19 protein-coding genes are annotated in these 26,870 nt (G+C 57.2%); 11 read left to right on the top strand and 8 right to left on the bottom strand.

Features of this window, described 5'->3' with window-relative positions:
• Window positions 1-33 precede the first annotated feature (33 nt).
• The 6 genes from GFH31_RS07655 to GFH31_RS07630 all read right to left on the bottom strand — a co-directional run bounded on the left by GFH31_RS07655 (window position 34) and on the right by GFH31_RS07630 (window position 9,011).
• Window positions 34-1,398 carry a methyltransferase RsmF C-terminal domain-like protein gene (locus tag GFH31_RS07655; RefSeq protein WP_118655557.1) on the bottom strand — a complete coding sequence of 455 codons (1,365 nt, stop codon included), beginning with the start codon at window positions 1,396-1,398 and terminating at the stop codon, window positions 34-36.
• Window positions 1,395-2,009 carry a deoxynucleoside kinase gene (locus GFH31_RS07650; RefSeq protein ID WP_055202901.1) on the bottom strand — a complete coding sequence of 205 codons (615 nt, stop codon included), beginning with the start codon at window positions 2,007-2,009 and terminating at the stop codon, window positions 1,395-1,397. Before GFH31_RS07650 ends, GFH31_RS07655 begins: the two co-directional genes overlap by 4 nt.
• Window positions 2,010-2,081: 72 nt before the next feature.
• Window positions 2,082-3,260, bottom strand: coding sequence for a glycosyltransferase (locus GFH31_RS07645; RefSeq protein WP_306345973.1), 1,179 nt, complete (start codon window positions 3,258-3,260; stop codon window positions 2,082-2,084).
• Window positions 3,257-4,762 (bottom strand): GH3 auxin-responsive promoter family protein, encoded by a 1,506-nt coding sequence (locus tag GFH31_RS07640; protein ID WP_101572016.1) that lies wholly within the window; start codon window positions 4,760-4,762, stop codon window positions 3,257-3,259. Before GFH31_RS07640 ends, GFH31_RS07645 begins: the two co-directional genes overlap by 4 nt.
• 82 nt (window positions 4,763-4,844) lie before the next feature.
• A complete protein-coding gene (gene trkA / locus GFH31_RS07635; RefSeq protein ID WP_101572019.1) occupies window positions 4,845-6,185 on the bottom strand; it encodes a Trk system potassium transporter TrkA in 1,341 nt (446 codons plus the stop codon).
• Window positions 6,186-6,197: 12 nt separating this feature from the next.
• Entirely contained in the window at window positions 6,198-9,011 is a 2,814-nt protein-coding gene (locus tag GFH31_RS07630; RefSeq protein ID WP_153497731.1) for a sugar-binding domain-containing protein, read from the bottom strand.
• Window positions 9,012-9,173: 162 nt separating this feature from the next.
• Between GFH31_RS07630 and GFH31_RS07625 the strand changes: the two genes are divergently transcribed.
• The 3 genes from GFH31_RS07625 to murA all read left to right on the top strand — a co-directional run bounded on the left by GFH31_RS07625 (window position 9,174) and on the right by murA (window position 11,689).
• Window positions 9,174-9,461, top strand: a complete 288-nt coding sequence (locus GFH31_RS07625) for a hypothetical protein (protein ID WP_101572023.1) — start codon at window positions 9,174-9,176, stop codon at window positions 9,459-9,461.
• A gap of 51 nt (window positions 9,462-9,512) precedes the next feature.
• Complete coding sequence (locus GFH31_RS07620; RefSeq protein WP_118655563.1) at window positions 9,513-10,271, top strand: glycosyltransferase family 2 protein; 759 nt, start codon at window positions 9,513-9,515, stop codon at window positions 10,269-10,271.
• Window positions 10,272-10,381: 110 nt separating this feature from the next.
• On the top strand, window positions 10,382-11,689 hold the full coding sequence (gene murA / locus GFH31_RS07615) for a UDP-N-acetylglucosamine 1-carboxyvinyltransferase (protein WP_101572084.1): 1,308 nt from the start codon (window positions 10,382-10,384) through the stop codon (window positions 11,687-11,689).
• Window positions 11,690-12,404: 715 nt separating this feature from the next.
• Here murA and ppdK read toward each other — a convergent pair.
• Entirely contained in the window at window positions 12,405-15,140 is a 2,736-nt protein-coding gene (gene ppdK, locus GFH31_RS07610; protein WP_055202913.1) for a pyruvate, phosphate dikinase, read from the bottom strand.
• Window positions 15,141-15,281: 141 nt separating this feature from the next.
• A complete protein-coding gene (locus GFH31_RS07605) occupies window positions 15,282-16,289 on the bottom strand; it encodes an endonuclease/exonuclease/phosphatase family protein (RefSeq protein ID WP_118458109.1) in 1,008 nt (335 codons plus the stop codon).
• A gap of 235 nt (window positions 16,290-16,524) precedes the next feature.
• On the opposite strand from GFH31_RS07605, the gene gyrA reads away from it, so the two are divergent.
• The 8 genes from gyrA (at window position 16,525) to GFH31_RS07565 (ending at window position 26,867) form a co-directional block, all read left to right on the top strand.
• Window positions 16,525-19,071: a DNA gyrase subunit A gene (gene gyrA, locus GFH31_RS07600; protein WP_153497730.1), complete on the top strand. Its 2,547-nt coding sequence runs from the start codon at window positions 16,525-16,527 to the stop codon at window positions 19,069-19,071.
• Between the two features lie 18 nt (window positions 19,072-19,089).
• Complete coding sequence (locus GFH31_RS07595; protein ID WP_101572031.1) at window positions 19,090-20,403, top strand: tetratricopeptide repeat protein; 1,314 nt, start codon at window positions 19,090-19,092, stop codon at window positions 20,401-20,403.
• 417 nt (window positions 20,404-20,820) lie between these two features.
• Window positions 20,821-22,266: a Fe-S cluster assembly protein SufB gene (gene sufB / locus GFH31_RS07590; protein WP_055202923.1), complete on the top strand. Its 1,446-nt coding sequence runs from the start codon at window positions 20,821-20,823 to the stop codon at window positions 22,264-22,266.
• A gap of 85 nt (window positions 22,267-22,351) precedes the next feature.
• Window positions 22,352-23,302, top strand: a complete 951-nt coding sequence (locus GFH31_RS07585; RefSeq protein WP_055202925.1) for an SPFH domain-containing protein — start codon at window positions 22,352-22,354, stop codon at window positions 23,300-23,302.
• Between the two features lie 18 nt (window positions 23,303-23,320).
• The gene (locus GFH31_RS07580; RefSeq protein WP_153497729.1) at window positions 23,321-23,521 is read left to right on the top strand and encodes an Arc family DNA-binding protein; all 201 of its coding nucleotides are present in this window, start codon (window positions 23,321-23,323) and stop codon (window positions 23,519-23,521) included.
• A 62-nt stretch (window positions 23,522-23,583) separates the two neighbouring features.
• Window positions 23,584-24,333, top strand: a complete 750-nt coding sequence (gene sufC, locus GFH31_RS07575; protein WP_055202929.1) for a Fe-S cluster assembly ATPase SufC — start codon at window positions 23,584-23,586, stop codon at window positions 24,331-24,333.
• Between the two features lie 3 nt (window positions 24,334-24,336).
• On the top strand, window positions 24,337-25,644 hold the full coding sequence (gene sufD, locus GFH31_RS07570) for a Fe-S cluster assembly protein SufD (RefSeq protein WP_153497728.1): 1,308 nt from the start codon (window positions 24,337-24,339) through the stop codon (window positions 25,642-25,644).
• Window positions 25,644-26,867: an aminotransferase class V-fold PLP-dependent enzyme gene (locus tag GFH31_RS07565; RefSeq protein WP_153497727.1), complete on the top strand. Its 1,224-nt coding sequence runs from the start codon at window positions 25,644-25,646 to the stop codon at window positions 26,865-26,867. Before sufD ends, GFH31_RS07565 begins: the two co-directional genes overlap by 1 nt.
• Window positions 26,868-26,870: the final 3 nt, after the last annotated feature.

Genomic DNA, 26,870 nt, shown 5'->3' with positions numbered 1-26,870 from the left:
GTTTTTTTGCGTCTGCCGTTTACCGGGTGGTTTTTAAAGCGCGGCGATCCGGGATTCTTTCGGATAGAGGTTGTTGCACCGTCCGCCGATCCGTTTGATCCATCCGAGCGGCAGGCCGTTGTAGCAGACCATGTTGATGCCTTCCTGCAACAGGGAGGGGTCGATTTCGTTTTTACGCAGGTAATCGAGAGTCTGCGGCAGGTCGAACTCGGCCTGCGGAACCGTTTCGCGCGATACGTCGTGGAACAGGGCCAACGCATGTTCGGGTTTGAATTTCGCGCCGAAGAGCTGTCCGGCGGGAATGCCCGAATGGATGACCGTCAGACTCTCGGAAATCTGCCGGACGGCTCCGAACGCTTCCCGGTAGTAGGCGTAGGCGGTGCCGTTGACCTTCGCGAAGCGCATGTATTCGGGTTGGGCCACCCATTGCGACAGGATGTCGGTTTCGGGGCGATTGAGCGCCGAAAAGATCGCTTTGCGCGGCTTCGGCGTACGTTCCCGCCGCCGTCCGTCGCTTTTGCGGATTACGGCTGCGAAAAAGCCTTCTCCCTTCACCCGGTGCGGATAAAACCGGAACGTATTGATCCCGTCCGTTTCTCCTTTTACGACGCCCCATGAAGGATCGACGGCGATTTCGACCGGTTCGCAGTCGTATTCGCCGCACAGCCAGGCGATGTTTTCTTCGTTTTCTGCGGCGTTGAACGTACAGGTGCTGTATATCAGGATTCCGCCGGGACGCAGCGAACCCCAGATGTCGCTGAGGATGCGTCGCTGGCGTGCCGCGCAGAGTTTGACGCCCTGTTCGCTCCACTCGGTGCGCGCCGCCGGATCTTTGCGGAACATGCCTTCGCCCGAGCACGGAGCGTCCACGGCGATCAGGTCGAAATAGTGTTCGAACGGGGCGAAATGCGCCGGGTCGTTGTTGGTCACCACGATGTTTCCGATCCCCCATTTGACCGCATTTGCGGCCAATACCGAAGCCCGTTGGCGGATCACCTCGTTGGCGACGACCAGGCCTTCGGCTCCGGCCAGGGTCGAAAGAAGCGTCGTCTTGCCGCCGGGGGCCGCGCACAGGTCGAGTATCCTGGGAGCGGCGTCCGGCTCGAAAATCTGCCTGAAAATTGCTTCGAGGAACATCGAACTGGCTTCCTGGACGTAATAGGCGCCGCCGTGGAACGCCGGGTCGAGCGTGAATTGCGGGCGTTCGTCGAGGTAGTAGCCGTAACGGCACCACGGAACCTGCCTGCCTTCGGGTTGCGACCCGATTTTGTAGGGGTTGAAACGGATGCTGACCGGCGATTCGCCGTTGTCCAGCGCGGCGAACAATCGTTCCGCTTCGGAAGTCCCGAGCGACTCCGTCGTCCGGCTGCGAAAAAGTTCGGGCAGCGGCAGGGTCATTCCTTTTCGGTATTTTTGAACGATCCGATCCGTAACACGAGGTCGTCCAGCGACGACGGATCGGCGATAAAGTCGGTGTGGTCCACGTCGATCGTCAGAATTTCTCCGTCGTAGTTGCGGCCGATCCACTCTTCGTATTTCCGGTTCAGCCGTTCGAGGTACTCTTCCTGTATGCTCATCTCGTAGGCGCGGCCGCGTTTGCGGATCTGGTGGATCAGCGTCGGTACGCTCGCTTTCAGGTAGATCAGCAGATCGGGCCGGGCGATCAGTCCCGTTGCGAGGTCAAAGATTTTCAGGTAAGTATTGTAATCCCGCGTGGTCATCAGCCCGCTTTCGTGCAGGTTGGCGGCGAAAATATACGCGTCTTCGTAGATCGTACGGTCCTGGATCAGGTCGCTGCCGGTAGCCAAGATCTCTTTGGCTTGCCGGATGCGCTGTCCCAGGAAGTAGATCTGCAGGTTGAACGACCAGCGGTTCATGTCGTCGTAGAAATCGCCGATATACGGGTTGTCGCTCTCCTCGAAATAGGCTTTGGCGCCCGTTCTTTCGGAGAGGATCTTGGTCAGCGAGGTCTTTCCGCACCCGATATTTCCGGCAATGGCGATATACATTTCAAATTTTTCGAGGTGCCCGGATCTTTTTCCGGGAAACACATTTTTGCAAATTTATTATTTTTATCCGGTTTATCCGGCTTTCTCGGTTTTTTTCGCGTTTTCGCAGATCGTCCGGTAAAGCTTTTGAAAATTTTCGGCCATCCGTTCCCAGGTGAATCGGACTTTGTAGTTGCGGATGTTCTCCCTGAATTTTTCGGACAGGTTTTCGGAGTAGTAACGGTCGATCGCCCGGGCGATGGCCTGCGGTTTCGGGTCGACCACGAAACCGACCTCTCCGTCCGGGACGATCTCGCGCAGTCCGCCCACGCCGGTCACGACCATCGGGACGTCGAAAAAGTAAGCCACCTGCGTTACGCCGCTTTGCGTGGCGCTACGGTACGGTTGTACGACCAGGTCGCTGACCGAGAAGAAACGGGCCACCTCTTCGTCGGCCACGAAGTAGTCGAACAGAATCATCTCGTCCCCGATCCCGAGCCGTTCGATCTGGTTCATGTAAGTTTCCTTGCCGCTGTAATATTCGCCGGCGATGATCAGCCGGTGTCCGGCTGTTTTGCCCTGTTCGCTGAGCAGGGCCCATGCGTCGAGCAACAGGTCGAGTCCTTTGTAGTCTCGTATGAAACCGAAAAACATCGTATAGCGCAGTCCGGGGTCGAGCCGCAGCAGGCGGCAGGCCTCTTCCCGTTCGATTTTTTCGCCGTAGTTCGTGTACATCGGATGCGGCGAGAAGACGGCCGGTTTGTCCGGTCGGAACGACTGCAGGTCGCTGTGCACTTGTTCGGACATGTAGACGAACCCGTCGATCGATCCGAGGAAGTAACGGGTCAGCAGCGTGTCCATCGGCCGTTTTTCGTGCGGAACGACGTTGTCGAGCAGCGCGATGGTTTTGATCCCTTTTCGCCGCGCGATCCGGCATACGGTGCCCAGGGCCGGGGCCATTTGCGGAATCCAATAGCGAACGATCACCGCGTCGGGCCGTTCGCGCCGTACTTTCAGACCGGTGCGGATCCAACTCAACGGATTGACCGAATTCAGCATCCGCGTAATGTCGAGTCCTTCCGGCGCCGGGCCGTCCGCATACTGGCTCTTACCTGGGAATAAAAAAGAAGGATATTGCACCGTGAATGTGAAAATCCGGCAGCGAATGCCGCAACGGATGAACGTGCGGGCCAGCGTCTGGTTGATTCCGGCCAGCCCTCCGCGGTACGGATAGGCCGTCCCGACGATAACGGCGGATTTCATTTCGTTCATAGCAGGCGGATTAATTGGTCGATATAAGTGCGGTCGTTGTAGAGTCTGGGGACTTTGTTTTGGCCGCCGACTTTGCCTCGCTCTTTCATCCAGCGGTAGAAAGTGCCTTCCGGCGCGACGGTCAGCGTGGGGCGCAGCAGCGTGGTATCTTTGAAACGTTTGGCTTCGTAGTCGGAGTTGACCTGCTGCAACGCGCGGTCCAGTTCGTCGGCAAAGCGTTCCGTGTCGGCGGGCGGCACGCTGAACTCGACGATCCACTGGTGCGATCCTTTGGATTGGCCGGTCATGTAGACCGGGCCGGCCGTATATTCGGCGATCCGGGCGCCGGTGGCTTCGCACGCGGCCTGCAGCGCCGTTTCGGCGTTGTCGACGATCACCTCTTCGCCGAAGGCGTTGATGAAATGGCGGGTGCGGCCGGTAATTTTGATCTTGTACGGGGCGAGCGAGGTGAACTCGACCGTGTCTCCGATCATGTACCGCCACAAGCCGTTGCAGGTCGAGATGATCAGGGCGTAGTTCACGCCGCGTTCGACCCCTTCCAGCGGGACTGCGCGCGACGGATCGTTCAGGTGCTGCATCGGCAGGAATTCGTAGTAGACCCCGTAGTCGAGCATCAGCAGCATGTCGTCGGTCGCCGGATCGTCTTGGATGGCGAAAAAGCCTTCCGAGGCGTTGTAAGTTTCGATGTATTTCATCCGGTCGGACGGGATGATCTGGCGGTACTGCTCGCGGTAGGGTTTGAAGTTCATACCGCCGTGGGCGAACAGTTCCATGTTCGGCCATACCTCCAGGATGTTGTTCTTGCCGGTATATTCGAGTATTTTTTTCAGCATCACGAGATTCCACGACGGGACGCCGGCGAACGAGGTGACGTTCTGCGAGACGGTTTCCCGGCAGATCGCTTCGACTTTCCGTTCGAAATCGGCGATCAGCGCCGTCTCGGGTTTCGGAACCCGCATCCGGAGGCCGAATCGCGGGGTATTCTCGATCAGGATGGCCGACAGGTCGCCTTCCTGGGCCGTCCCTCCGGTATTTTCGAGCCGGTGGCTGCCGCCGAGCGTCAGCGTTTTGCCCGAAAATACGCGGCTTTCCGGATAGCGGTCGGCGACCATGCAGACGATGTCCATCGGACCCCGCAAATGGCAATTCCGCAGACCTTCGCGGCTGACCGGGATGAATTTGCTTTTCGATGCGGTCGTTCCGGACGATTTGGCGAACCAGCGGATGTCCGTGGGCCACGTGACGTTGTTCTCGCCGCGGCGGATACGGTCGATGTAGCTGCCGAACGCCGCGTAGTCCGTCACGGGAATCCGTTCGCCGAATTGACGTCCGTCGCGGATCTCGTCGAAACGGTATTCCTTTCCGAAAGCGGTTGCGGATGCCTGTCGCAGCAGTTTTTGCAGTTGTAGTTGCTGTACTTCCGCAGGGTGCGACCGGAAGCGGTCGATTTCCCGTAGGCGGCGTAGGAAAAACAGGCGTACGAGCTGTGTGAGCAGAGGCATAATTGGTAAAGTCGTTGTTTTACAGGATCGTATTCCGTTCGACGGGAATACGGGGGTGCAAAATAATCAAAAAAACGGATCGTCAGTTAAAGAACTTGCCGATCCGCGAGATGGCCGACGGCAGCGAAAAGACCACCACGCGGTCGTAGGCGTTGATCTCCATATTGCCGACGGCGATGAACGTTTTGTCGCCGCGGACGATCCCGCCGATGATCGCGTCGTGCGGGAAATCGAGGTCTTTGATTTTTCCCTTGGTGGCCGGCGAATTCGGTTTGACGATGAATTCCAGCACTTCGGCGTCGCATCCGGTCAGGCACTTGATCGCCTGCACGTCGGTGCTCATCGTGAACCGGAAGATGTTGCTGGCCATGATCAGTTTTTTGTTGATGATCGTGTCGATACCCATATTCTCGGCCAGGTTGATGTAGTTGAGGTTTTCCACTTCGGCGATCACTTTTTTTACGCCGAGGCGTTTGGCCAGCATTGCCGCCAGGATATTGGTTTCGGCGCGCCCGGTGACGGCCAGGAAAGCGTCCATGTTGCTGAGGCCCTCTTCGATCATGGCGTCGGTATTGCGTCCGTCCTCGTTGATGATTAGCGTCCTTTCGAGCTGTTCGGCCAGTCTGTAGGCTTTTTCGGGCGTGTAGTCGACCAGTTTGATGTTCACTTCGTCCTGCAGTTCGGAGGCTACTTGCACCCCGATTTTGCTGCCGCCGAGGATCATCATGTTCTTGATGTCGATGTCGGTCTTGCCCGAGAAAGCGACGACCTCTTTTTCCGCGCTCTGGTTCGCGATCACATAGATGTTGTCGCCCTCCTGGAACCGGTCGTTGCCGCGCGGGATGATCGTTTCGCCGTCGCGCGAAATGGCGACCGTGCGGTAAGGCAGGCTGTCGCGGTCGCCGGTGATCTCGATCAGCGACTTGTCGATCAGCGGCGACGCGGCGTCGATCTTGAAGACTACCAGCGAGAGTTTGCCGCCCGAGAAGTCGACGTATTCGGTCGTGCTGGTATGCCCCAGCAGGTTGATGACCTCCTGCGCCGCGGCTTTCTCCGGATAGAAAAGGTAGTCGATGCCCATGTTGATGAACATCTCCTTGTTGTTCGGTTCGAGGTATTCGTTGTTGTCGATCCGCGCGATCGTTTTACGGGCGCCGAGCTGTTTGGCCAGCATCGCCGACACGACGTTCGAAGTCTCTTCGGGCAGTACGGCGATATACAGGTCGGCTTTGCGGACGGCCGCTTTTTTCAGGGTCGCAAAAGTCGTGCAATCCCCTTCGACGACGATGACGTCTACCATTCCGGCGATCGACTCGAGTCGTTTCGGGTCGTTGTCGACGACCGTTATTTCGTGGTATTCGCTGCCCAGCATTTTGGCCAGGTGGCTGCCCACTTCGCCGACTCCGGCGATTACGATTTTCATATTCCGTTCGTTTTATTTTTCGTCTTCGAAAGTGAGTACCCGTTCCAGCAGTTCCTCCGGCAGTTCGAACTGCGGGTCGAACCGGTCGCCGGCCGCGTAATTCAGCAGGCTGCTTTTCAACTGCCGGGCCGCCGGCCGGTTCGCCGCGTCGGTATCCAGATCCATCGCGCAGACGAGCAGTTTGCCCGGTCCTACGCGTGTTTCAAAAATCGAACCCAGTTTGTAGTTGCGTTCGTAGTTGTCGATCACCTGTACGATCGGGCGGTAATCGTCCGGCGTGCCGTTCAGCACGATCGCCTTCGACCGATTGCGCACGTCGCCCCATGTTTTTTCGCGTTCGTCGCAATAGGACGGCGGAGCTCCGGCCGTCCGGAACGATTCGGCGGCCGAGAACCGTCCGAGCAGGTCGGCCCACTGCCAGTCGCTGTGCGCCTCGGTCGGGAATCCGTCGAACGCCGGATGCGCCGGATCGCAAAGGATGCCGAGCGTTCCTACCTGATTGAACAGCCGCATATTCCAGAATGCCGGCATGAAGGTTCCCTCCAGTGCATTCTGCCCCGGTTTTACTTCGAACAGGCGGATTTCATCCGGCCCGAGCATCACTCGGTCGATTTTGTAAAGTCCTTTGGTCGGGTCGGAAAACAGCAGTACGCGTTCGCCGCGCGCCAGCGCGTCGCGGGTCGTCCGATCGTATTCGTAGGCGATCCGTACTCCGGCCGGCGTTTCCGGCTGCCGGGCCGGATAGACCCATATGTTCCAACTGTTCGACGTGCCGCCGGCTTTCAGCGTCAGCGTCAGGCGTGCCGCCTCAGCGACCGTTCGCAGCGGGGCGGAGATTTCTCCGAGTCCGGAGACTTTTCCCGTCTCGGCGACGGTCGCCGGCAACGAGCCGCCGGCTATCGTCCGGCCGCTCTCGTCGGCGAGCGTCCATTCCGGTTTGATAGGTAGGTTTTTCGGGCCGTAATTTGAGATTTCGGCAACGGCCTTGAACGTTTCGTCGCAGGTGTAAACCCGTTTCGGCATTTGCAGCAGAGCTACCGTCGGGCCGCAAAAACGGCGGAACTCTTTCGGTTCGATCAGTCCTTTGGAATCCCAGAACGCGTCGAGCCATCCGACGATGGCCGTGCCCTGCCCCGGGTAGTCGCGGGCTTCGAGAATCTGAAATCCTCCGTGCGGATAGGTGCGAAGGCTGGCTTCGATTTCGTCCTTGTAGAGCAGCACGCTGAACAGGCCGCTGGCCCGGGCGAAATCCTTGTTCTGGTCGAGCATTCCGCGTTCGGCCAGCGAACGGCGATATCCTTCGTAATTGTATGCGCGCAGCGTGCCGGTATATTTGTCGATCTCGTCGAAATCGGGGTACATGGCCCATTGGCCCACTTCGTGCGATAGCGTCGGAACGGGAGCGCCGGTCGTACGGTTCACGCCGTCGTTCTCGCCGCCCGCGATCCATCCCCCGGCAGACCAGCGGTCCCAGTCGGTACGCGGGCCTGCGATGCCGCGTTGTCCGGTTTCGAAGAAATCGCCGTCCTGTTCCGTGTCGCCGTTTTCACAGCGGTAGAGCCGCCGCGGATCGGCGGAACGTCCTTTCTGCACCAGTTCGCCGAGCGTTCCGGCCGATTCGTTACCCATTGCCATCAGCGCGAAGGACGGGTGATTGCCATAGGCTTCCAGAATGCGATCCAGTTCGTCGACGATGAACCGGTCGCGTTCGGGATGCTGTCCGAAATGCGGGGCGTCCATCGTCCACAGCGGGATTTCGACCTGGAAAAAGAAGCCCAATTCGTCGGCTGCAGCGAACGCCGCTTCCGGCGGACACCACGAGTGGAAACGCATGTAATTGAACCCGTATGATTTACAGATCGACAGCACCCGCATCCATGCCGCTTTGTCCATCGGCGGATAACCGGTCAGCGGGTAGACGCATTCGTCGACCGGGCCGCGCATCAGCGTCGGCCTGCCGTTGACCGTGAACTGTTTGTTTTTCGTGCCGAGTTTCCGCAATCCGTACGTAACGGTTTTGCGGTCGCCGTATTTCCCGGCTTTCAGCACGACATCCAGTTCGTGCAACGCCGGCGAAAATTCGTCCCACGCTTTTGCGTTCGGCGCGAACGGCAGCTTTACCGAGGTTCCGCCGGCCGGAATGGAGCAGGAGGAACCTTGCACGGTCGCGGATACCGGTTTCCCGGTATTGTTCCCTAATTTGACCTGCAAATGGTCTTCGAAAACCTGCACGTCGCGAATCCAAACCGGGTCGGTGGCCCGCAGTTCGATGCGGCCGACGATCCCGTTCCAGTTCCCCTGCGTGTCTTCGGTGATCGCGTGCGCCCAGGTTCCGATCGGGATTTTATACGTGTTGTCGATGCAGACGGTCAGCGTGTGCCGGCCGGGCGACAGTGCGCCCAGGTCGTACAGGTGCGGCGCCGACAGGCTGTTTTGCGTGCCGACAGACTTGCCGTCGATCCAGACGTTCGACTCCCAGTGGCAGCGTTCGAGCAACAGTTCGATTCGTTTGCCGGCCCACTTCTGCGGAACGTCGAAATCTCGCTGATACCACGCTTTCCCTTCGTATCGTACGACGCGGGTCAGCTTCCCGACGGTCGGCTCAACGGCTCTGACGCCGAAACCGTTCTGTTCGCACGAGCCGGGAAGCGTTACGGATTCGGCCAACCGCGTATTGAACCAGCAACCGTCGGTTCCCCGGTTTTCGGGATCGAGCGCGAAACGCCATGTTCCGGCGAGCGACTGTATGGCCTGCTGGGCGAAGCTCGTATGGACGGTCAATAAGCACAGCGCGGCCGTCAGCAGTATTCGGATCGGGTTGTTCATAGTTTCCGACGTTGAGTTTATCAAATGATTACGATATACAAAGATATAACTTTCCGGACAAAATCTCTTTTTTCTATCCGGCGGACGAAATATTGTTGGTTTTTAGCGGCGTTTGTACGAACTTTGTAAAGATTTGAATCGGAGTAATCAAAAAACAGAGTTATGTCGTCCGGATTGTTGATTTTCTTGATCGCCGCGGGTGCGGTCGCCTTTTTCGTAATCGGGTTGTCGCTGACGATTATTTTCAAGGGACACTATATGGATTCCGAGATTGGCGAGAACCGACACATGAAAAAACGGGGGATCCGGTGCGCCGCGCAGCAGATGCGGGCCGAAGAGGAGAACCTGCGCGGGGAGTGCGCGTCGGACGACGGGTGCGCCGGGACGGGCTGCGCTTCTTGCACGGCGGCGGACTGTAAGGGAGTTCCGGACAAAAAGCCCGGAAAATGATCGGCCGTCCGCGTCCCGTTTTCGAAAAAAACTGCTAAAAAACCGAATGCTATGAAGATTTCCGTGGTTATCAATACGTTCAATTCGGACCGCTTTCTGAACCAGTGCCTGCGCTCGGTCGAAAAGTTCGACGAAATCGTACTGTGCGATATGCACAGCACCGACGGCACGATCGCCATTGCCGAGAAATACGGCTGCCGGATCGTTTACCACGAGCGCACGGGCATCGTCGAGCCGGCTCGCAATTATGCGATTGCGCAGGCCGAAAACGAGTGGGTGCTCGTGCTCGATTCGGACGAAGTGGTTCCGGACGCGCTGCGGGAATACCTGTACCGGTTCGCCGAAACGGCCGAGCAGCGGGGCTACGCCGCGCTGAAAATGGCGCGTAAAAACTATTTTCTCGGGCGTTTCATGCACGGGGACTATCCCGATTACATCATCCGGCTGATCCGCAAGTCGAAGACCTACTGGCCGGAAACGATCCATGCCCGTCCGGTGATCGACGGCGGGATATTCGCCATTCCGAGCCGTCGGCGGGAATTGGCGGTCGAGCACTTGGCCAACGAAAGCGTCTCGTCGCGGATCGCCAAGATCGACCTCTACTCCGATAAGGAGCTGTTGCGCCGCGCCGACCAGCGTTTTTCGGTCTGGAAGGCTTTCTCGAAGTGTTCCTGGCGGTTCCTGCGGTTCTATGTCGTCAAGGGCGGTTTCCGCGACGGGAAGGCTGGTTTTACCTATGCCGTGCTGAACGCTTGTTACAAGTTCGCGACGATCGCCAAAATCTGGGAGCGTCAGTCTTCCGAGGATTAAGAGGGGCGCTTGCGGTGCGCCGGCCGTTTTTGGAATATTTGCGGCTTATTGTTACATTTGACTGAAATTCGTCCCGTATGCAGGGACAATCGTTATACGGAAAACTGTTTATGGCAACATTTGAAGTGAAGGGAGGAACGCCGCTCGAAGGCGAGATCCGTCCGCAGGGGGCCAAGAACGAGGCGTTGCAGGTATTGTGCGCCACGTTGCTGACGCCGGAGAAGGTCATTATCCATAACATTCCCGCCATCGTCGACGTGCTGCAACTGATCGAATTGTTCGAAAAGATGGGGGTGATCGTCCACCGGCTCGGCGAGGGCTCTTACTCGTTCGAGGCGAAGGAGATCGATTTCGATTACCTGCAGAGCGACGACTACCGCGACCGGGCGGCCCGGTTGCGCGGTTCGGTGATGATTATCGGGCCGCTGCTGGCGCGCTACGGAGTCGGTTACATCCCGAAGCCGGGCGGCGACAAAATCGGACGTCGGCGGCTGGACACGCATTTCATCGGTTTTCAGAAGCTCGGGGCCGAATTCGATTTCGATACCGGCACGAACTTTTTTTCCGTTTCGGGCAAAAACCTGAAGGGATGTTACATGCTGCTCGACGAGGCTTCGGTGACCGGTACCGCCAACATCGTCATGGCGGCCGTGCTGGCGAAGGGCCGGACGACGATCTACAATGCGGCCTGCGAGCCGTACGTGCAGCAATTGTGCCGGATGCTGAACCGCATGGGGGCGCTGATTTCGGGGATCGCGTCGAATCTGCTGGTGATCGACGGGGTCGAAAGTTTGCACGGGACCGCGCATACGCTGCTGCCCGATATGATCGAGGTGGGCAGCTTTATCGGCATGGCCGCGATGACCCGCAGCCGGATCACGATCAAAGACGTTTCGTTCGAAAACCTCGGGATCATTCCGGCGCAGTTCGCGCGGATGGGAATCGAGTTCGAGCAGCGCGGCGACGATATCTACATTCCCCGGCACGAGCATTACGAGATAGAGAGTTTTATCGACGGTTCGATCATGAACATCGCCGATGCGCCGTGGCCGGGCTTGACGCCCGACCTGCTGTCGGTCTTCCTGGTGGTGGCTACGCAGGCCAAGGGATCGGTGCTGATCCACCAGAAAATGTTCGAAAGCCGGCTGTTTTTCGTCGATAAGCTGATCGATATGGGCGCGCAGATTATCCTGTGCGACCCGCACCGTGCGACGGTCATCGGGCACGACCATAAAATCCGGCTGCGCGCCACGACGATGACTTCGCCCGATATCCGGGCCGGGGTCGCGCTGTTGATCGCCGCGATGTCGGCCGACGGACGTAGCATTATCCAGAACGTCGAGCAAATCGACCGGGGGTATCAGAATATCGACGGGCGGCTGAACGCTCTCGGCGCCTGCATCCGCCGGATCGGATAATACCGCGCGCCGCGCCGGGAGCGAGCGTCCCGTTGCGCTGCGGTTTCAGGGGGCGTTCTGCCGTCCCCGGCGCCTGATTTTCCTGTCCGGACGTTCGTTCCGGCGTCGGCGGACACTTTTTTCTGTTTTTCAAAATCTTTCGTTTGTTTCGTTTCCTGCCGGATAAAGGTATAAAAAAGGAATGGAATGCTATTGATTCCGTCTTTTTGGAACTATACTTTTGACGTAATAAAATAATAATATTCTTTATTATATAAGAATTTATCGAATAATTTATTTGGGGATATGGACCGGATTTCATACTGGGATTGCGTAATCCGGCTCATATCCCTTGATTAGGGGTGTTTATGAAAGTGAATTAAACGAAGTTTTGAGACGAAAAAGGTCCGGTTCGGTTTTTCGATTAATGTCATGGCGAGGGTGTTGTCGGAAAGTCGGACCGGGCTTTTTTTAACGACGGGATTCCCTTTCTCTTTGAACTTACCTCGAAAGAACGGGTGTTTTTATACGAACCTGACTTCCGGCACGCGGAGGTTCGTATCGGCCGCCGGTATTTTTATGTCCTTTTCCGGCGCGCGCCGGAAAATTAGGGGTTGGTACCCGGCCTGATATTTCGTCTTTTCCGGGATCGTTTCCGTTTTCGCCGTAAAAACAAAGGGGGCGGCGTCAATGACGCCGCCCCTTTCCGGGTTCCGGAAGATCCGGAGCGTTTCGATTATTTATCGCCTTGTTTCAGCGCTGCGTGAGCCGCTGCCAGACGTGCGATGGGCACGCGGAACGGAGAACACGAAACGTAGTTCAGGCCGGCATAATGGCAGAATTCCACCGAGCTCGGTTCGCCGCCGTGCTCGCCGCAGATACCGCACTTGAGTTTCGGTTTTACGCCGCGGCCTTTGAATACGGCTTCGCGCACCAGTTGGCCGACGCCGTCCTGGTCGAGCACCTGGAACGGGTCGTGCTTCAGGATGCCTTTTTCGATGTAAACGGGCAGGAATTTCGCTACGTCGTCGCGCGAGAACCCGAGCGTCATCTGCGTCAGGTCGTTCGTGCCGAACGAGAAAAATTCGGCCTCTTCGGCGATCTCGTTGGCCGTAACGGCTGCGCGCGGGATCTCGATCATCGTACCGATCATGTAGTCGATCCGGTCGTTGCGTTCGGCGAATACCGATTCGGCGGTAGCCTTGATAACGTCTTTCTGGTATTTCAGCTCTTTCACGTTGCCTACCAGCGGAACCATGATCTCCACGTGTACGTCGATACCCTTGTTCTTGCGGGTGTTCAGCGCAGCTTCGATGATGGCGCGAGCCTGCATTTCGGTAATTTCGGGATAAGTATTTCCCAGACGGCAACCGCGGTGTCCGAGCATCGGGTTCGATTCGGCCAGCGATTCGACCTTGTTCTTAATCGTTTCGAACGGAACTTTCAGGTCGTCGGCCAGTTCCTTCATCTCTTTTTCGAAGTGAGGAACGAACTCGTGCAAAGGCGGATCGAGCAGGCGAACCGTTACGGGCAGCCCGTTCATCGCTTCGAACAGACCTTCGAAGTCGCCGCGCTGGATCGGCAGCAGCTTGGCCAGCGCCTTGCGGCGTCCGGCTTCGTCGTCGGCCAGGATCATTTCGCGTACGGCCTTGATGCGGTCGCCTTCGAAGAACATGTGCTCGGTACGGCACAGGCCGATACCCTGAGCTCCGAATTTGAACGCGGTCTGCGCGTCGCGCGGCGTGTCGGCGTTCGCGCGCACCTTCAGGCGTGCGTATTCGTCGGCCAGTTCCATCAGTTTGGCGAAATCGCCGCTCACTTCGGCGTCGATCGTGCTCACTTTGCCTTCGTAGATGATGCCCGTCGATCCGTCCAGCGAAATCCAGTCGCCTTCTTTGTATTTTTTGTTGCCTACGGTAATCGTGCGGGCCTTGTAGTCGATCTGCAGGTCGCCGGCGCCCGAAACGCAGCACTTGCCCATGCCGCGCGCAACGACGGCCGCGTGCGAAGTCATACCGCCGCGCGCGGTCAGAATGCCGTTTGCGGAGTTCATGCCCTTCAGGTCTTCCGGAGAGGTTTCGATGCGGACGAGGATCGTCTCTTTACCTTGTTCGGCCCATTTTTCGGCGTCGTCGGCGAAGAATACGATCTGCCCCGAAGCGGCGCCCGGGGAGGCGGGCAGCCCCTTTGCGATGATGTTGGCCTGTTTCAGCGCTTTCTTGTCGAATACCGGGTGCAGCAGTTCGTCCAGCTTGGCCGGTTCCACGCGCAGAACGGCGGTCGGAGCGTCGATCAGACCCTCTTTGAGCATTTCCATCGCGATACGAACCATGGCTGCGCCGGTACGCTTGCCGTTACGCGTTTGCAGCATCCACAATTTGCCGTTTTGGATCGTGAATTCCAGATCCTGCATGTCGCGGAAATAGTTTTCGAGGTGCTGCTGGATTTCGTTCAGCTCTTTGAACGCGGCGGGCATCACCTCTTCGAGCGACGGATATTTCAGCGCGCGTTCGCTTTCCGAAATGCCCTGCAGTTCGGCCCAGCGGCGCGAACCTTCGAGGGTGATCTCCTGCGGCGTGCGGATGCCGGCTACCACGTCTTCGCCCTGTGCGTTGACCAGGTATTCGCCGTTGAAAATGTCTTCGCCGGTAGCGGCGTCGCGCGTAAAGGCCACGCCGGTAGCCGACGTTTCGCCCATGTTACCGAATACCATCGCCTGTACGGTTACGGCGGTGCCCCATTCGGCCGGGATGTTGTTCAGCTTGCGGTACAGGATCGCACGCTCGTTCATCCAACTGCTGAATACGGCGCAGATGGCGCCCCAGAGCTGTTCCCACGGATTGGTCGGGAACTCTTTGCCGGTATTCTTCAGGATGGCGGCCTTGAAACGTTTTACCAGTTCTTTCAGGTCGTCGGTCGTCAGTTCGGTATCGTTCTTTACTTTCTTTTCCTCCTTGATCGCATCGATGATCTCTTCGAACGGATCGACGTCCTCTTTGCTCTGCGGTTTCATGTCCATCACCACGTCGCCGTACATCTGTACGAAACGGCGGTACGAGTCCCATGCGAAACGCGCGTTGCCGGTCTTCTTGGCGATGCCTTCGACGGCTTCGTCGTTCAAGCCGAGGTTCAGGATCGTGTCCATCATACCCGGCATCGAAGCGCGCGCGCCCGAACGTACCGACAGCAAAAGCGGATTCGTGCTGCTGCCAAACTCCATGCCCATGTTCTTCTCGACCTGTTTCATGGCGGCTTCGACTTCGGGCTTGATCATCTTGATCACTTCTTCCTTACCGTGCTGATAGTACTCGGTGCAGACCTCGGTGGTGATGGTAAATCCCGGAGGAACCGGAATACCGACCAGGTTCATTTCCGCGAGGTTAGCTCCTTTTCCTCCGAGCAATTCTCTCATCTTTCCGTTACCCTCGGCCTTCTTGTTGCCGAAGGTGTAAACTCTTTTTACGTTTGGCATCTTCTTTTTACGTTTAATCCGTTTTGAATTTATTTGTAGTTATTGAATTTTTTAAATAAATACGACCGCTTTCGGTAAAAAAGCGGCGAGCCGGTAAATAGGTGTGCAAAAGTAATGATTTAATTTAATATCTGCAAAAATTTATCGGACTTCCGGCGATTCGGGTTTTTTGTTTTCAAAGTCCAGAAATACCGGCAGATGGTCGCTGTATCCTCCGGTGTACCGGCCGGCTTGGAAAGTCCGGATCGGATAGCCTTTCCATGGGCCCGACCGGTGGATCAGGTAGTCCCGGACGAAAATGCCGCAACGGCCTCCGTAGCGCAGGCCGTTTCCGGAAGCGAAAGCCCCGCTGACCAGAATGTAGTCGAACAACTGCCGGCGGTCGCGGTAAACCAGCGTGCCGTAGCCTTGCCGGCGCAGGCCGACGAACGGCGTGTAGAGCGCGGACGGGTCGGCCGGAGCGTTTCGGAGAGCGGTTTCGGGTCGGACGTGCAGGATTTTACGGGATTCGCGAGCGTCGGGTTCGGCGTTGAAATCGCCCAGAACGACCAATTTCCGTTGCGGCGAGCCGGTCAGCAGCGAATCGACCGTCCGGCGCAGCGAGCGGAACGCCTCGGCGCGGTAGCGCGCGGCGTTCATCTGCGAGGGCAGGTGGCAGAGGATCAGCGTAACCGATTCGCCGAGCAATTCCCCGTCTACCGTAAGCAGGCTGCGCGTCAGCCCTCGGCCGAAAACCTGCCGGACGCGCGTCGGAAAAAAGCGGCTGCCCCGATACAGCAACACCACGTCCATGCCGCGCGGATCGCCGCTGTTGCGGTGGATGTAATTGTAGTCCGACCGCATGGCGTACATCAGGTCGCGTACGACCGCTTCGTTTTCGACCTCCGCGAGCGCCAGCAGGTCGGCGTCGAGGTCGTCGATCACGCGCGATATATGGTTGATCTTCATGCGATACCGCTCGGTGTTCCAGCGTCGGGGACTGTGCGGGGTGAACTCCGCGTCGCCAGCCGACGGATCGGGTACCGTGTCGAATAGCGATTCGACGTTATAGCAGGCGATCCGGATGCGGTCGGGTTCCGTTCCGGCCGCCGTCCCGCAGCAAAATGCGGCGGCGCACAGCAGGACGGACAGCAGGCGGATCGGTCTCATGGGATACGGGTTTCATGCAAATTTAGGATAATATATCCGTTTTTTGCCCTTTTTTAGCGCGTTTGACGAACTTTTGCCCGGGTTTTTACGTTATAAGCAATAAAAGGCGCGGCAAAAATCCCCGTTAAACGCGTTTTTAGGGGCGTATTTTGCGTTTGTCCAAAAAATGCGTAAATTAGCGACCTAAAACGAAGGCGACTCATCGCTTCACAACAAAGGACTATAAGCTCAAATCATGGCAGAAGAAGGAACAAGCGAAAGAATCATCAAAATCAATATCGAAGAGGAGATGAAATCGGCCTACATCGATTATTCGATGTCGGTCATCGTGTCCCGTGCGCTTCCGGATGTGAGGGACGGCATGAAACCCGTTCACCGCCGGATTCTGTACGACATGAGTAACGAACTGAATCTCTATTCGGACAAACCGCACCGTAAGTCGGCGAGAATCGTCGGCGACGTGCTCGGTAAGTTCCACCCGCACGGCGACTCGTCGGTCTACGAAGCGATGGTGCGTATGGCACAGGAGTGGAGCATGCGCTATATGCTGGTGGACGGGCAGGGGAACTTCGGTTCGGTCGACGGCGACGGTCCGGCTGCCATGCGTTATACGGAGGCCCGGATGAAAAAGATCGCCGACGAGGTGATGGCCGATATCGAAAAGGATACCGTCGAGTTTCGTCCGAATTTCGACGAGACGATTCCGGAGCCGACCGTGCTGCCGACCAAGATCCCGTTGCTGCTGGTCAACGGCGCGTCGGGGATCGCCGTCGGGATGGCGACCAACATGCCGCCGCACAACCTGTCCGACACGATCGACGCGATTTGCGCTTATATCGACGATCCGAATATCGAAGTGGCCGACCTGATTAAGCATATCAAGGCTCCCGATTTTCCGACCGGAGGGATTATCTACGGTTACGAGGGCGTGAAGGAGGCTTATGAAACCGGCCGCGGCCGCGTGATGATGCGGGCGAAGACCGAGATCGAGCATACGGCTACCGGCCGCGAGTGCATCGTAGTGACCGAAATTCCCTACATGGTGAACAAGGCCGAGATGATCCGCAAGATCGCCGACCTGATCAACGAAAAGAAAATCGAGGGAATCGCCTACATCAACGACGAGAGCGACCGGAACGGGATGCGTATCGTGATGATCCTCAAACACGATGCGGTCGCCAGCGTCGTGCTGAACAACCTGTTCAAGTACACGGCTCTGCAGACGTCGTTCCCGGTCAACAACATCGCGCTGGTCGACGGACGGCCGATGTTGCTGAACCTGCGCGATTTGATCCGCTATTTTGTCGAGCACCGGCACGATGTGGTGGTGCGCCGTACGCGTTACGACCTGGCGCAGGCCGAAAAACGGGCCCACATTCTGGAAGGTTTGCTGATCGCCGTCGATCATATCGACGAGGTGATCCATATCATCCGCAGTTCGCAAAGCCCGGACGAAGCCAAGATCGCATTGATAAACCGGTTCGAGCTGTCGGAAGTGCAGGCCACTGCGATCATCGACATGCGTCTGAGGGCGTTGACCGGTCTCGAACGCGATAAGCTGAAACAGGAGTACGACGAGCTTTGCAAGCGGATCGCCTACTATAAAGAGGTGCTCGAAAGCGTAGCGTTGCAGATGCGGATCATCCGCGACGAGATGATCGAGATCAAGGAAAAATACGGCGACGAGCGTCGCACGGAGATCGTGCTGAGCGCCGAGGAGTTCAATCCGGAAGATTTTTACGCCGACGACGAAATGGTGATTACCATTTCGCATATGGGCTATATCAAACGGACGCCGCTGACCGAGTACCGCACGCAGAACCGCGGCGGCGTCGGCGTAAAAGGCAGCGCGACGCGCGACGAAGACTTTATCGAGCACATCTATGTGACCACGATGCACAACACGATGTTGTTCTTCACCGAAAAAGGACGTTGCTACTGGCTGAAAGTTTATGCGATTCCGGAAGGGGCGAGGGCTTCGAAAGGCCGCGCGATCCAGAACGTGATCCAAATCGAGCCGGACGACAAGGTGCGCGCCTACATCAACGTCCGTCGCCTGGACGATAAGGAGTATGTGAACAGCAACTATATCATCATGTGTACCAAAGCCGGTATCGTGAAAAAAACGCTGCTCGAAGCCTATTCGCGTCCACGGCAGAACGGCGTGAACGCCATCACGATCAAAGAGGGCGACCAGTTGCTCGAAGCCGTGCTGACCAGCGGGCACAGCGAAGTGATTATCGCTGCGAAGAACGGCAAAGCGATTCGTTTCAACGAAGAGGTCGTCCGTCCGATCGGTCGTACCGGCGCCGGCGTCAAGGGGATTACCATCGACGACGACGACGAGGTGGTCGGCATGATTTGTGTCGAAAAGGATGTCAAGGAGGATATTCTGGTCGTTTCCGAAAACGGTTACGGCAAACGCACCGACCTGGACGACTACCGTATTACGAACCGCGGCGGGAAAGGGGTCAAGACGCTGCAGATTACCGAGAAAACCGGCAAGCTGATCGCCATCAAGTCGGTGACCGACGAGAACGATCTGATGATCATTAATAAATCGGGGCTGACGATCCGTATCCCGGTCGGGGATATCCGTTTGGCCGGCCGCGCCACCCAGGGTGTGAAAGTGATCAACCTGCGCAATAACGATGCGATCGCTTCCGTTGTTCCGGTACCCAAGAGCGAGGAGGACAACGATTCCGAGGCAGGAGTCGCAGAAGAGTCCGGCGGGAACGGTGCTCAACCGACGGCGGACGCCTCTGAAAACAATATTGAATAATTATTAAAAAGCTGAATCATGAAACGTCTGTTTTTGTTCGTTGCAGTTGCCGCGCTGGGAATTACGGGTACCGCGCAGGCACAGGAGGCCAAGTTCGACGAGGCCGCCATTATTAAGAAAGTGGAAAAGCTGGAGCTCGACAGCCAGACTCCGAAACGGGGCGCGCGGGCCAGTTCCTGGATCGATCTGGGAAATGCTTACCTGGAAGCCGGGACGGTTGCGGCTACCGGACTGTATCGGGGACTGGATCAACTGACCGCGCAGGTTCTTTTCCCGAAGCCTGAGGAAGGAACCGAGAATGTAGCCGGAACCGAGTATGTGAAATGGTCGTATCCCTATTTCGATCTTTACCTGAAAGACGGGGCCGTTTATTTCTGGAAAATGAAAAAAACGATCGTCGACAATGCGCTCGAAAAGGCTGCGGCTGCCTATAAGAAGGCTTACGAGCTGGAACCGAAGGATGCGGAGGCAAAGGTTGCCGAGGGATTCAAAAAGATTGCGGACGCTTATAAGCAGGATGCCGACAACCTGTATGTCATGCGTGAATTCGACCCGACGGCCGATGCGTTCGCCGCGGCTTACGATGTGCAGAATCAGGCTCCGTTGAACAAAATCGATACGGTCTGCTGTTTCAATGCCGGCTACCTGTATACGCTCACCGGCAAATTCGACAAGGGGGTCAAATACTTGAACGATGCGATCGCCAACGGTTACGAAAGCAACGGGGAGGCTTACTATTATTTGTATCACTGCTACCGGGCGCAGAAGGATTTCGAAAAAGCGAAAGAGGCATTGGTTACCGGCCTTGGCAAATATCCTAAAAACAACCAGATCCTCGAACAGCTGATCGTGCTGTATTCGGAGACGGGCGAAGATCCCAATACCATTATTCCTTATATCCAGCAGGGTATTGCCAACGATCCGAACAATGCCGAGTTGTGGGCAGGCTTGGGTACTATTTACGACAAACTGGGCAATACGCCGGAAGCGTTGAAGGCTTTCGGCAAGGCGCTCGAATTGGCTCCGGACGAATTCACGAATAATTTCAACTATTCGCTGATGCTGATCCGTCAGGCCGACCTGAAAACCGAGGAATTCAACAAAAAATCGTTCACCAGCCGCGAAGAACGCGATGCGGCGATGAAGGAGGTCGATCAGGCTTATGTGGATATACTTGCTCCGCTCGAAAAAGCGCATGTGGCCAAGCCGGACGATCCTACGACCGTCGAATTGCTGAAGAGCGTTTATTTCCGCCTGCGCGATACTTCTCCCGCGATGATGGAGAACTTCAAGAAATACGACGAACTGTTCAAAAGTATGCCGCAGCAATAGTTGCTGAGCATGGCCGATAAGGGCCGGGAAGGCTTTCCGGTTTCGGCCCGGCGGACGGAGTTCCGCCGGGCCTTTTTATGCGTGCGCAACGGACGTTGCCGGAGAATCGCCGGGAACAGTCGGATCGGGGATGATTTTGTCTGCAAAAGTGTAAAAAATTGAGTACTATTGTATCCTGAAGAAGGATTGGCGGTGCGAAGGACGGTTTTTTCGGAGAAAGCGGAACATACCGGGTCGGCGTCGGGTACGGAGGAGAGAGACCGTTTTGTTCCGGGGAACGGGGCGGCTCGCGTTTTTTGGCTTAAATTCTGCATGGGCATTTCGCAGGAAGACATAATTTTGCAGGATAGCTTCTTGTGGTTTACCTTTGCGGAAATTATGGATTGTTTCCCGGATTGATTCTTAAAATTAAGTCGGATGGAAGAGAAAGACGATATACTGAACGAAGTCACCAACGGTGAGTATAAGTACGGTTTTGTGACCGACATCGATACCGAAACCATTCCCAAAGGATTGAGCGAGGAGGTCGTCCGGATGATCTCGGCCAAAAAAGGCGAGCCGGAGTGGATGACCGAATTCCGGCTGAAGGCTTACCGGCACTGGTTGACGATGACGATGCCGCGCTGGCCGCATCTGGATCTGCCCGAGATCGATTTTCAGGATATTATTTATTATGCCGCGCCGAAGCAGAAACCGAAACTGTCCAGTATGGACGAAGTCGATCCGGAGCTGAAGGCGACGTTCGATAAGCTTGGCGTGCCGCTCGAAGAACAGATGCTGATGGCGGGCGTGGCGGTCGACGCGGTGATGGACTCCGTGTCGGTCAAAACGACGTTCCGCGAAACGCTGGCCGAAAAAGGAATCATTTTCTGTTCGTTCTCGGAAGCGCTGCGGGACTATCCCGAGCTGGTGCGTAAGTACATGTGCAGCGTGGTTCCCTATACCGATAATTTTTTCGCCGCGCTGAATACGGCCGTTTTCTCGGACGGTTCGTTTTGTTACGTTCCCAAAGGAGTGCGCTGCCCGATGGAGCTGAGCACTTATTTCCGGATCAACGCGGCCGGAACCGGCCAGTTCGAACGGACGCTGATCGTGGCCGACGAAGGAGCTTACGTCAGCTATATGGAGGGGTGTACCGCGCCGCAGCGCGACGAAAACCAATTGCATGCCGCCGTCGTCGAAATCGTTGTGATGAAGGACGCCGAGGTTAAGTATTCGACCGTGCAGAACTGGTATCCGGGCGATAAGGACGGCAATGGCGGAATCTATAATTTCGTGACCAAACGCGGCATGTGCCGCGGCGAGAACGCCCGGCTGTCGTGGACGCAGATCGAAACCGGTTCGGCGTTGACGTGGAAATATCCGAGTTGTATTCTGGCCGGCGACAATTCGGTCGGCGAATTCTATTCGGTGGCGGTGACGAACAATTTCCAGCAGGCCGACACCGGAACCAAGATGATTCATCTCGGGCGGAATACCCGCAGCCGGATCGTCAGCAAGGGGATCTCGGCCGGCCGCAGTCAGAATAGCTATCGGGGATTGGTCAGGGTCTCGCCGAAGGCCGAAGGCGCGCGTAACTTTTCGCAGTGCGATTCGCTGCTGATCGGCGACCGTTGCGGGGCGCATACGTTCCCGTACGTAGAGGTGAACAACCGCAGCGCGGTCGTGGAGCACGAGGCGACGACGTCGAAGATCGGCGAAGACCAGTTGTTCTACTGTAACCAGCGCGGACTGTCGACCGAAGACGCCGTCGGCCTGATCGTCAACGGGTATGCCCGCGAAGTGCTGAATAAGCTGCCGATGGAGTTTGCCGTCGAAGCGCAGAAATTGCTGTCGATCAGCCTCGAAGGCAGTGTCGGATGATTTTCGCGGGTGAAAATTTGGATTTGTAAATCGTTTTCCATATTATTGTGATATCATTTTGATATTACTTTTAAAAAGGGCGGTTATGGAAAAGAATGAAAAGAAATTTGCCGGGTTCCGGATGTCCGGTTTTTCGATGCTGGCAGTCATGTTATTGCTGCTCGTGGGCGGCGTCTGGCTCTTGACGCAGGCGATGCCCGTATGGGGCGGATTGTGTTTGTTACTGTTCGTGCTGTGTCTTCCGGGATTTATGATGATCGAGCCGAACGAGGCGCGCGTAATGCTTTTTTTCGGGGTCTACAAAGGGACGTTGAACGACAACGGTTTTTGGTGGGTGAATCCTTTCTACGCGAAGAAAAAAATGACGTACCGGGCCCGCAACCTCGACATCGAGCCGATCAAGGTGAATGACAAGGCCGGCAATCCGGTGATGATCGGGCTCGTGCTGGTATGGAGGGTGAAGGATACTTATAAAGCGATGTTCGAGATCGACAGCCAGGAAACGTCCGGCGTCAGGGCGGTTCCGGTGAAAGGCGGCGTGGTCGCCGTGCAGCAGCGCGAGACGCTGGCGTCGCGGATGGCCGCTTACCAGAATTTCGTCAGCGTGCAGAGCGATGCGGCGCTGAGGAGTCTGGCCGGGGAGTACGCCTACGATAACAACGAGTCGTCCGACGAAGTGACGCTGCGTTCCGGCGGCGAGGAGATCAACGATCGGTTGGAGCACGAACTCAATTCGCGGCTGGCGATCTCCGGGATCGAAGTGGTCGAAGCGCGAATCAATTACCTGGCCTATGCGCCGGAGATCGCCGCGGTGATGCTGCGCCGGCAACAGGCTGCCGCGATCATTTCGGCCCGCGAAAAGATCGTGGAGGGAGCGGTGACGATGGTGCAGATGGCGCTCGATAGGCTGGCCGCCGAAAAGGTGGTCGATCTCGACGAAGATAAGAAAGCGGCGATGGTAAGTAATTTGCTGGTGGTGCTCTGTGCCGACGAACAGGCGCAGCCGGTCGTGAATACCGGAACGCTGCACCAGTAGCGAAGAGAGACAAGGCGGATGGCTAAAGAGATAAAACAAAAAACGTTCATACTGCGGATCGATTCCCGGCGGATGGAAGCGATCGAGAAGTGGGCCGCCGACGAGTTTCGCAGCGTGAACGGACAGTTGCTCTACATCATCGACCAGGCGTTGAAAAAAAGCCGCCGGATGCAGAACGAAGGCGGGGCCATTTCGCCGCCGGACGAAAGAGGAGATTAACGGATCGGACATTCGCGCTCCGGGGATACGGAGTGCGGACTACCGCTTAAAAGATACTTTATATGTTGGAGGTTAAGAATCTGCACGCCGTAGTAGACGGCAAGGAGATACTCAGAGGAATCGACCTGTCGGTGCGGGCCGGCGAAGTGCATGCGATCATGGGGCCGAACGGCTCGGGCAAAAGTACGCTGGCTTCGGTGCTGGCCGGGAACGAACGGTTCGAAGTGACCGAAGGCGAGGTGTCGTTCGACGGAATGAACCTGCTGGATATGAGCGTCGAAGACCGGGCCCGGGCGGGACTGTTTCTCGGATTCCAGTACCCGGTCGAAATTCCCGGCGTCAGCATGGCCAATTTTTTGAAGTATGCGGTCAACGAGAAGCGCAAATACCAGGGGTTGGAGCCGCTATCGTCGGCCGAATTCCTGAGGATGATGCGCGAGAAGGCCAAGGTGGTCGAGATCGACAGCAAGCTGACCAGCCGCGCCGTCAACGAAGGTTTCTCGGGCGGAGAAAAGAAGAAAAACGAGATTTTCCAGATGGCGATGCTCGAACCGAAGCTGGCGATCCTCGACGAAACGGACAGCGGGCTCGACATCGACGCGCTGCGGATCGTGGCTACCGGAGTGGCCAAGCTCAAGCGGCCCGACAATGCGACGGTAGTCATTACGCACTACCAGCGGTTGCTCGATTACATCGTTCCCGACGTGGTGCATGTGCTCTACAACGGTCGGATCATCCATTCGGCCGGCCGCGAATTGGCGCTGAAACTGGAAGAGCAGGGTTACGATTGGCTGATCAACGAATATAAATAAGCGATGGAAAGCTCATTGGAGAAACAACTGGTGGAGCTGTACCTGGCGGGTGCCGACATCATCGGCGAGGGATTGCCCGCGCCGTTGAACCGTCCGCGCGCGGGAGCGCTTGAGACGTTCAACCTGCTGGGTATTCCGCCGCGCGGTTCGGGGTACGGCGACCGTTACCATTACACCGATTTGCGGAATCTTTTTCAGCAGGAATACGAACGTTATTTCACTCCGTCCTATCCGTCGGCGGCTTTGGCGATGCCGGAAGCCGAAGGCGAACGGCTTTCGTTGCTGAACGGGTTCTGTACGTCGGAACAACCGCTGACACGATCCGAAAACGGGGTAATTTTCGGGTCGCTGGCTGCGGCCGCGAAAGCTTATCCGGAACTGGTGGAGCGTTATTATAACCAACTTGCCGAGTCGCAGGGCGACGCCGTGTCGGCGCTCAATACCGTGTTCGCGCAGGACGGCGCGTTCGTATACGTGCCGCAGGGAGTTCGGGCGGAGCGTCCGTTCGTGATTTCGTTCTCGTATTACAGCGAGGGCGAGTCGTTGGCCGGATTTGCCCGCAACCTGTTCGTTTTCGAATCCGGAAGCCGGGCGCAGGTGGTGATCGAAAACCGTTCGGCGAGCGATGAGACCTATTTCGACTGCCAGGTGCGCGAGGTCTTTGCCGCCGAGGACGCCCGTGCCGATATCGTCGAACTGTTCCGGATGAACGGCCGTTCGTCGATCGTGTCCGGCAGCTTCACCGAGCAGCAGGCGTCGAGTCGCGTGCATACGCTATCGGTGGGACTGGAGGGTCGGCTGATCCGGGGCGATCAGCATGTCGCGCTGAAAGGGCGCGGAGCCGAGAACCATACCGACGGGTTGATGCTGAGCGGCGCGGGACAGCATATCGACTTTACGACCGATATCCGGCATATTTCGCGCGATTGCACCAGTTACGAAGTGTTCAAGGGGATTGCTTCGGACGGCGGAACCGGCGTATTCAGCGGCCGTATTTACGTGGCGCAGGACGCCCAGAAAACGCAGGCTTACCAGCAAAGCAACAACCTGCTGCTCGGCGACGGAGCGCATATTTATGCGAAACCGCAACTGGAAATTTATGCCGACGACGTCAAATGCAGCCACGGGGCCACCGTCGGGCAGTTGAGCGAAGAGGCTGTTTATTACATGCGCCAGCGCGGGATTCCCGAGCAGACGGCGCGGCGGCTGCAAATGGCCGGTTTCATTAATCAGGTGGTCGAGCGGACGCCGGTCGAAGGTCTGACCGAGCGGATCGAACGGCTGGCCGCGGATAAAATCGAACGGATGTAATGGAATTCGATGTTCAGAAAGTACGCGCCGATTTTCCGGTGCTTTCCCGCCGGGTTTACGGTAAGCCGCTGGTCTATTTCGATAACGGCGCTACGGCCCAGAAGCCGTATGCGGTGATCGATAAGGTCGATTACCTGCACCGCGAGATGAACGCCAACGTACACAGGGGCCTGCACTTTATGAGCGAAACCTGTACGGACGAATACGAGGCCGCGCGGCGGGACATCGCGGCGTTTATCGGGGCCGGTTCGACGCGCGAGGTCGTGTTTACGGCTGGAGCTACGGCGGCGATCAATACGGTGGCGTATAGCTTCGGGGAGCGTTATATCGGACCCGGCGACAATGTTGTCACGACCGAGATGGAGCATCATGCGAACATCGTTCCGTGGCAGTTGATCTGCGGGAGGAAAGGAGCGGAACTGCGCGTGGTGCCGTTCGCGGACGACGGCCGGCTCGAAATCGAGAAACTGCCCGGACTGATCGACGACCGCACGCGGATCGTCTGCGTCACGCAGGCTTCCAACGTACTCGGAACGTGCCCCGACCTGTCTGCCGTAATCGCTATGGCGCATGACCGCGGCGTGCCGGTGCTGGTCGACGGATGTCAGGGAATTGTTCACGGCGGAGTCGACGTCGCGGCATTGGATTGTGATTTTTACGCGTTTTCGGGGCATAAATTATACGGGCCGACCGGAATAGGCGTCTTGTACGGGAAAGAGCGTCTGCTGGACGAAATGCCGCCGTTTATGGGCGGCGGCGATATGGTCGGGACCGTGTCGTTTTCCGGGACGACCTATGCCGAACTGCCGCTGAAATTCGAAGCCGGAACCACGAACTATATCGGAGCGATCGGACTGGCCGAGGCGATCCGTTACCTGAACGGGATCGACCTGCAGGCGGCGCACCGCCATGAAACGGCGCTGAAAGATTATGCAACGCAGCGTCTTTCGGCAATCCCCGGCGTGCGGATTTACGGGACGCAGCCCGGGAAATGCAGCATCGTGTCGTTCGGCGCCGAAGGAGTGCATCCGTACGATGCGGGGATGATTCTCGATAAGCTGGGCGTGGCCGTACGCACCGGAACGCATTGCGCCGAACCGGTGATGACGCACTACGGCATCACGTCGATGATACGCGCGTCGCTGGCGATGTACAATACGATCGAAGAAGTGGATGTTTTCGCGGACGGACTGATCCGTGCGCTGGATATGCTGCGGGCGTAGCCC

The sequence above is a fragment of the Alistipes sp. dk3624 genome, from assembly GCF_009557455.1.
GTDB lineage: Bacteria > Bacteroidota > Bacteroidia > Bacteroidales > Rikenellaceae > Alistipes_A > Alistipes_A hominis.
The sequence above is the reverse complement of the archived record's forward strand: the minus strand, read 5'-3'. Positions and strand labels throughout refer to the sequence as shown.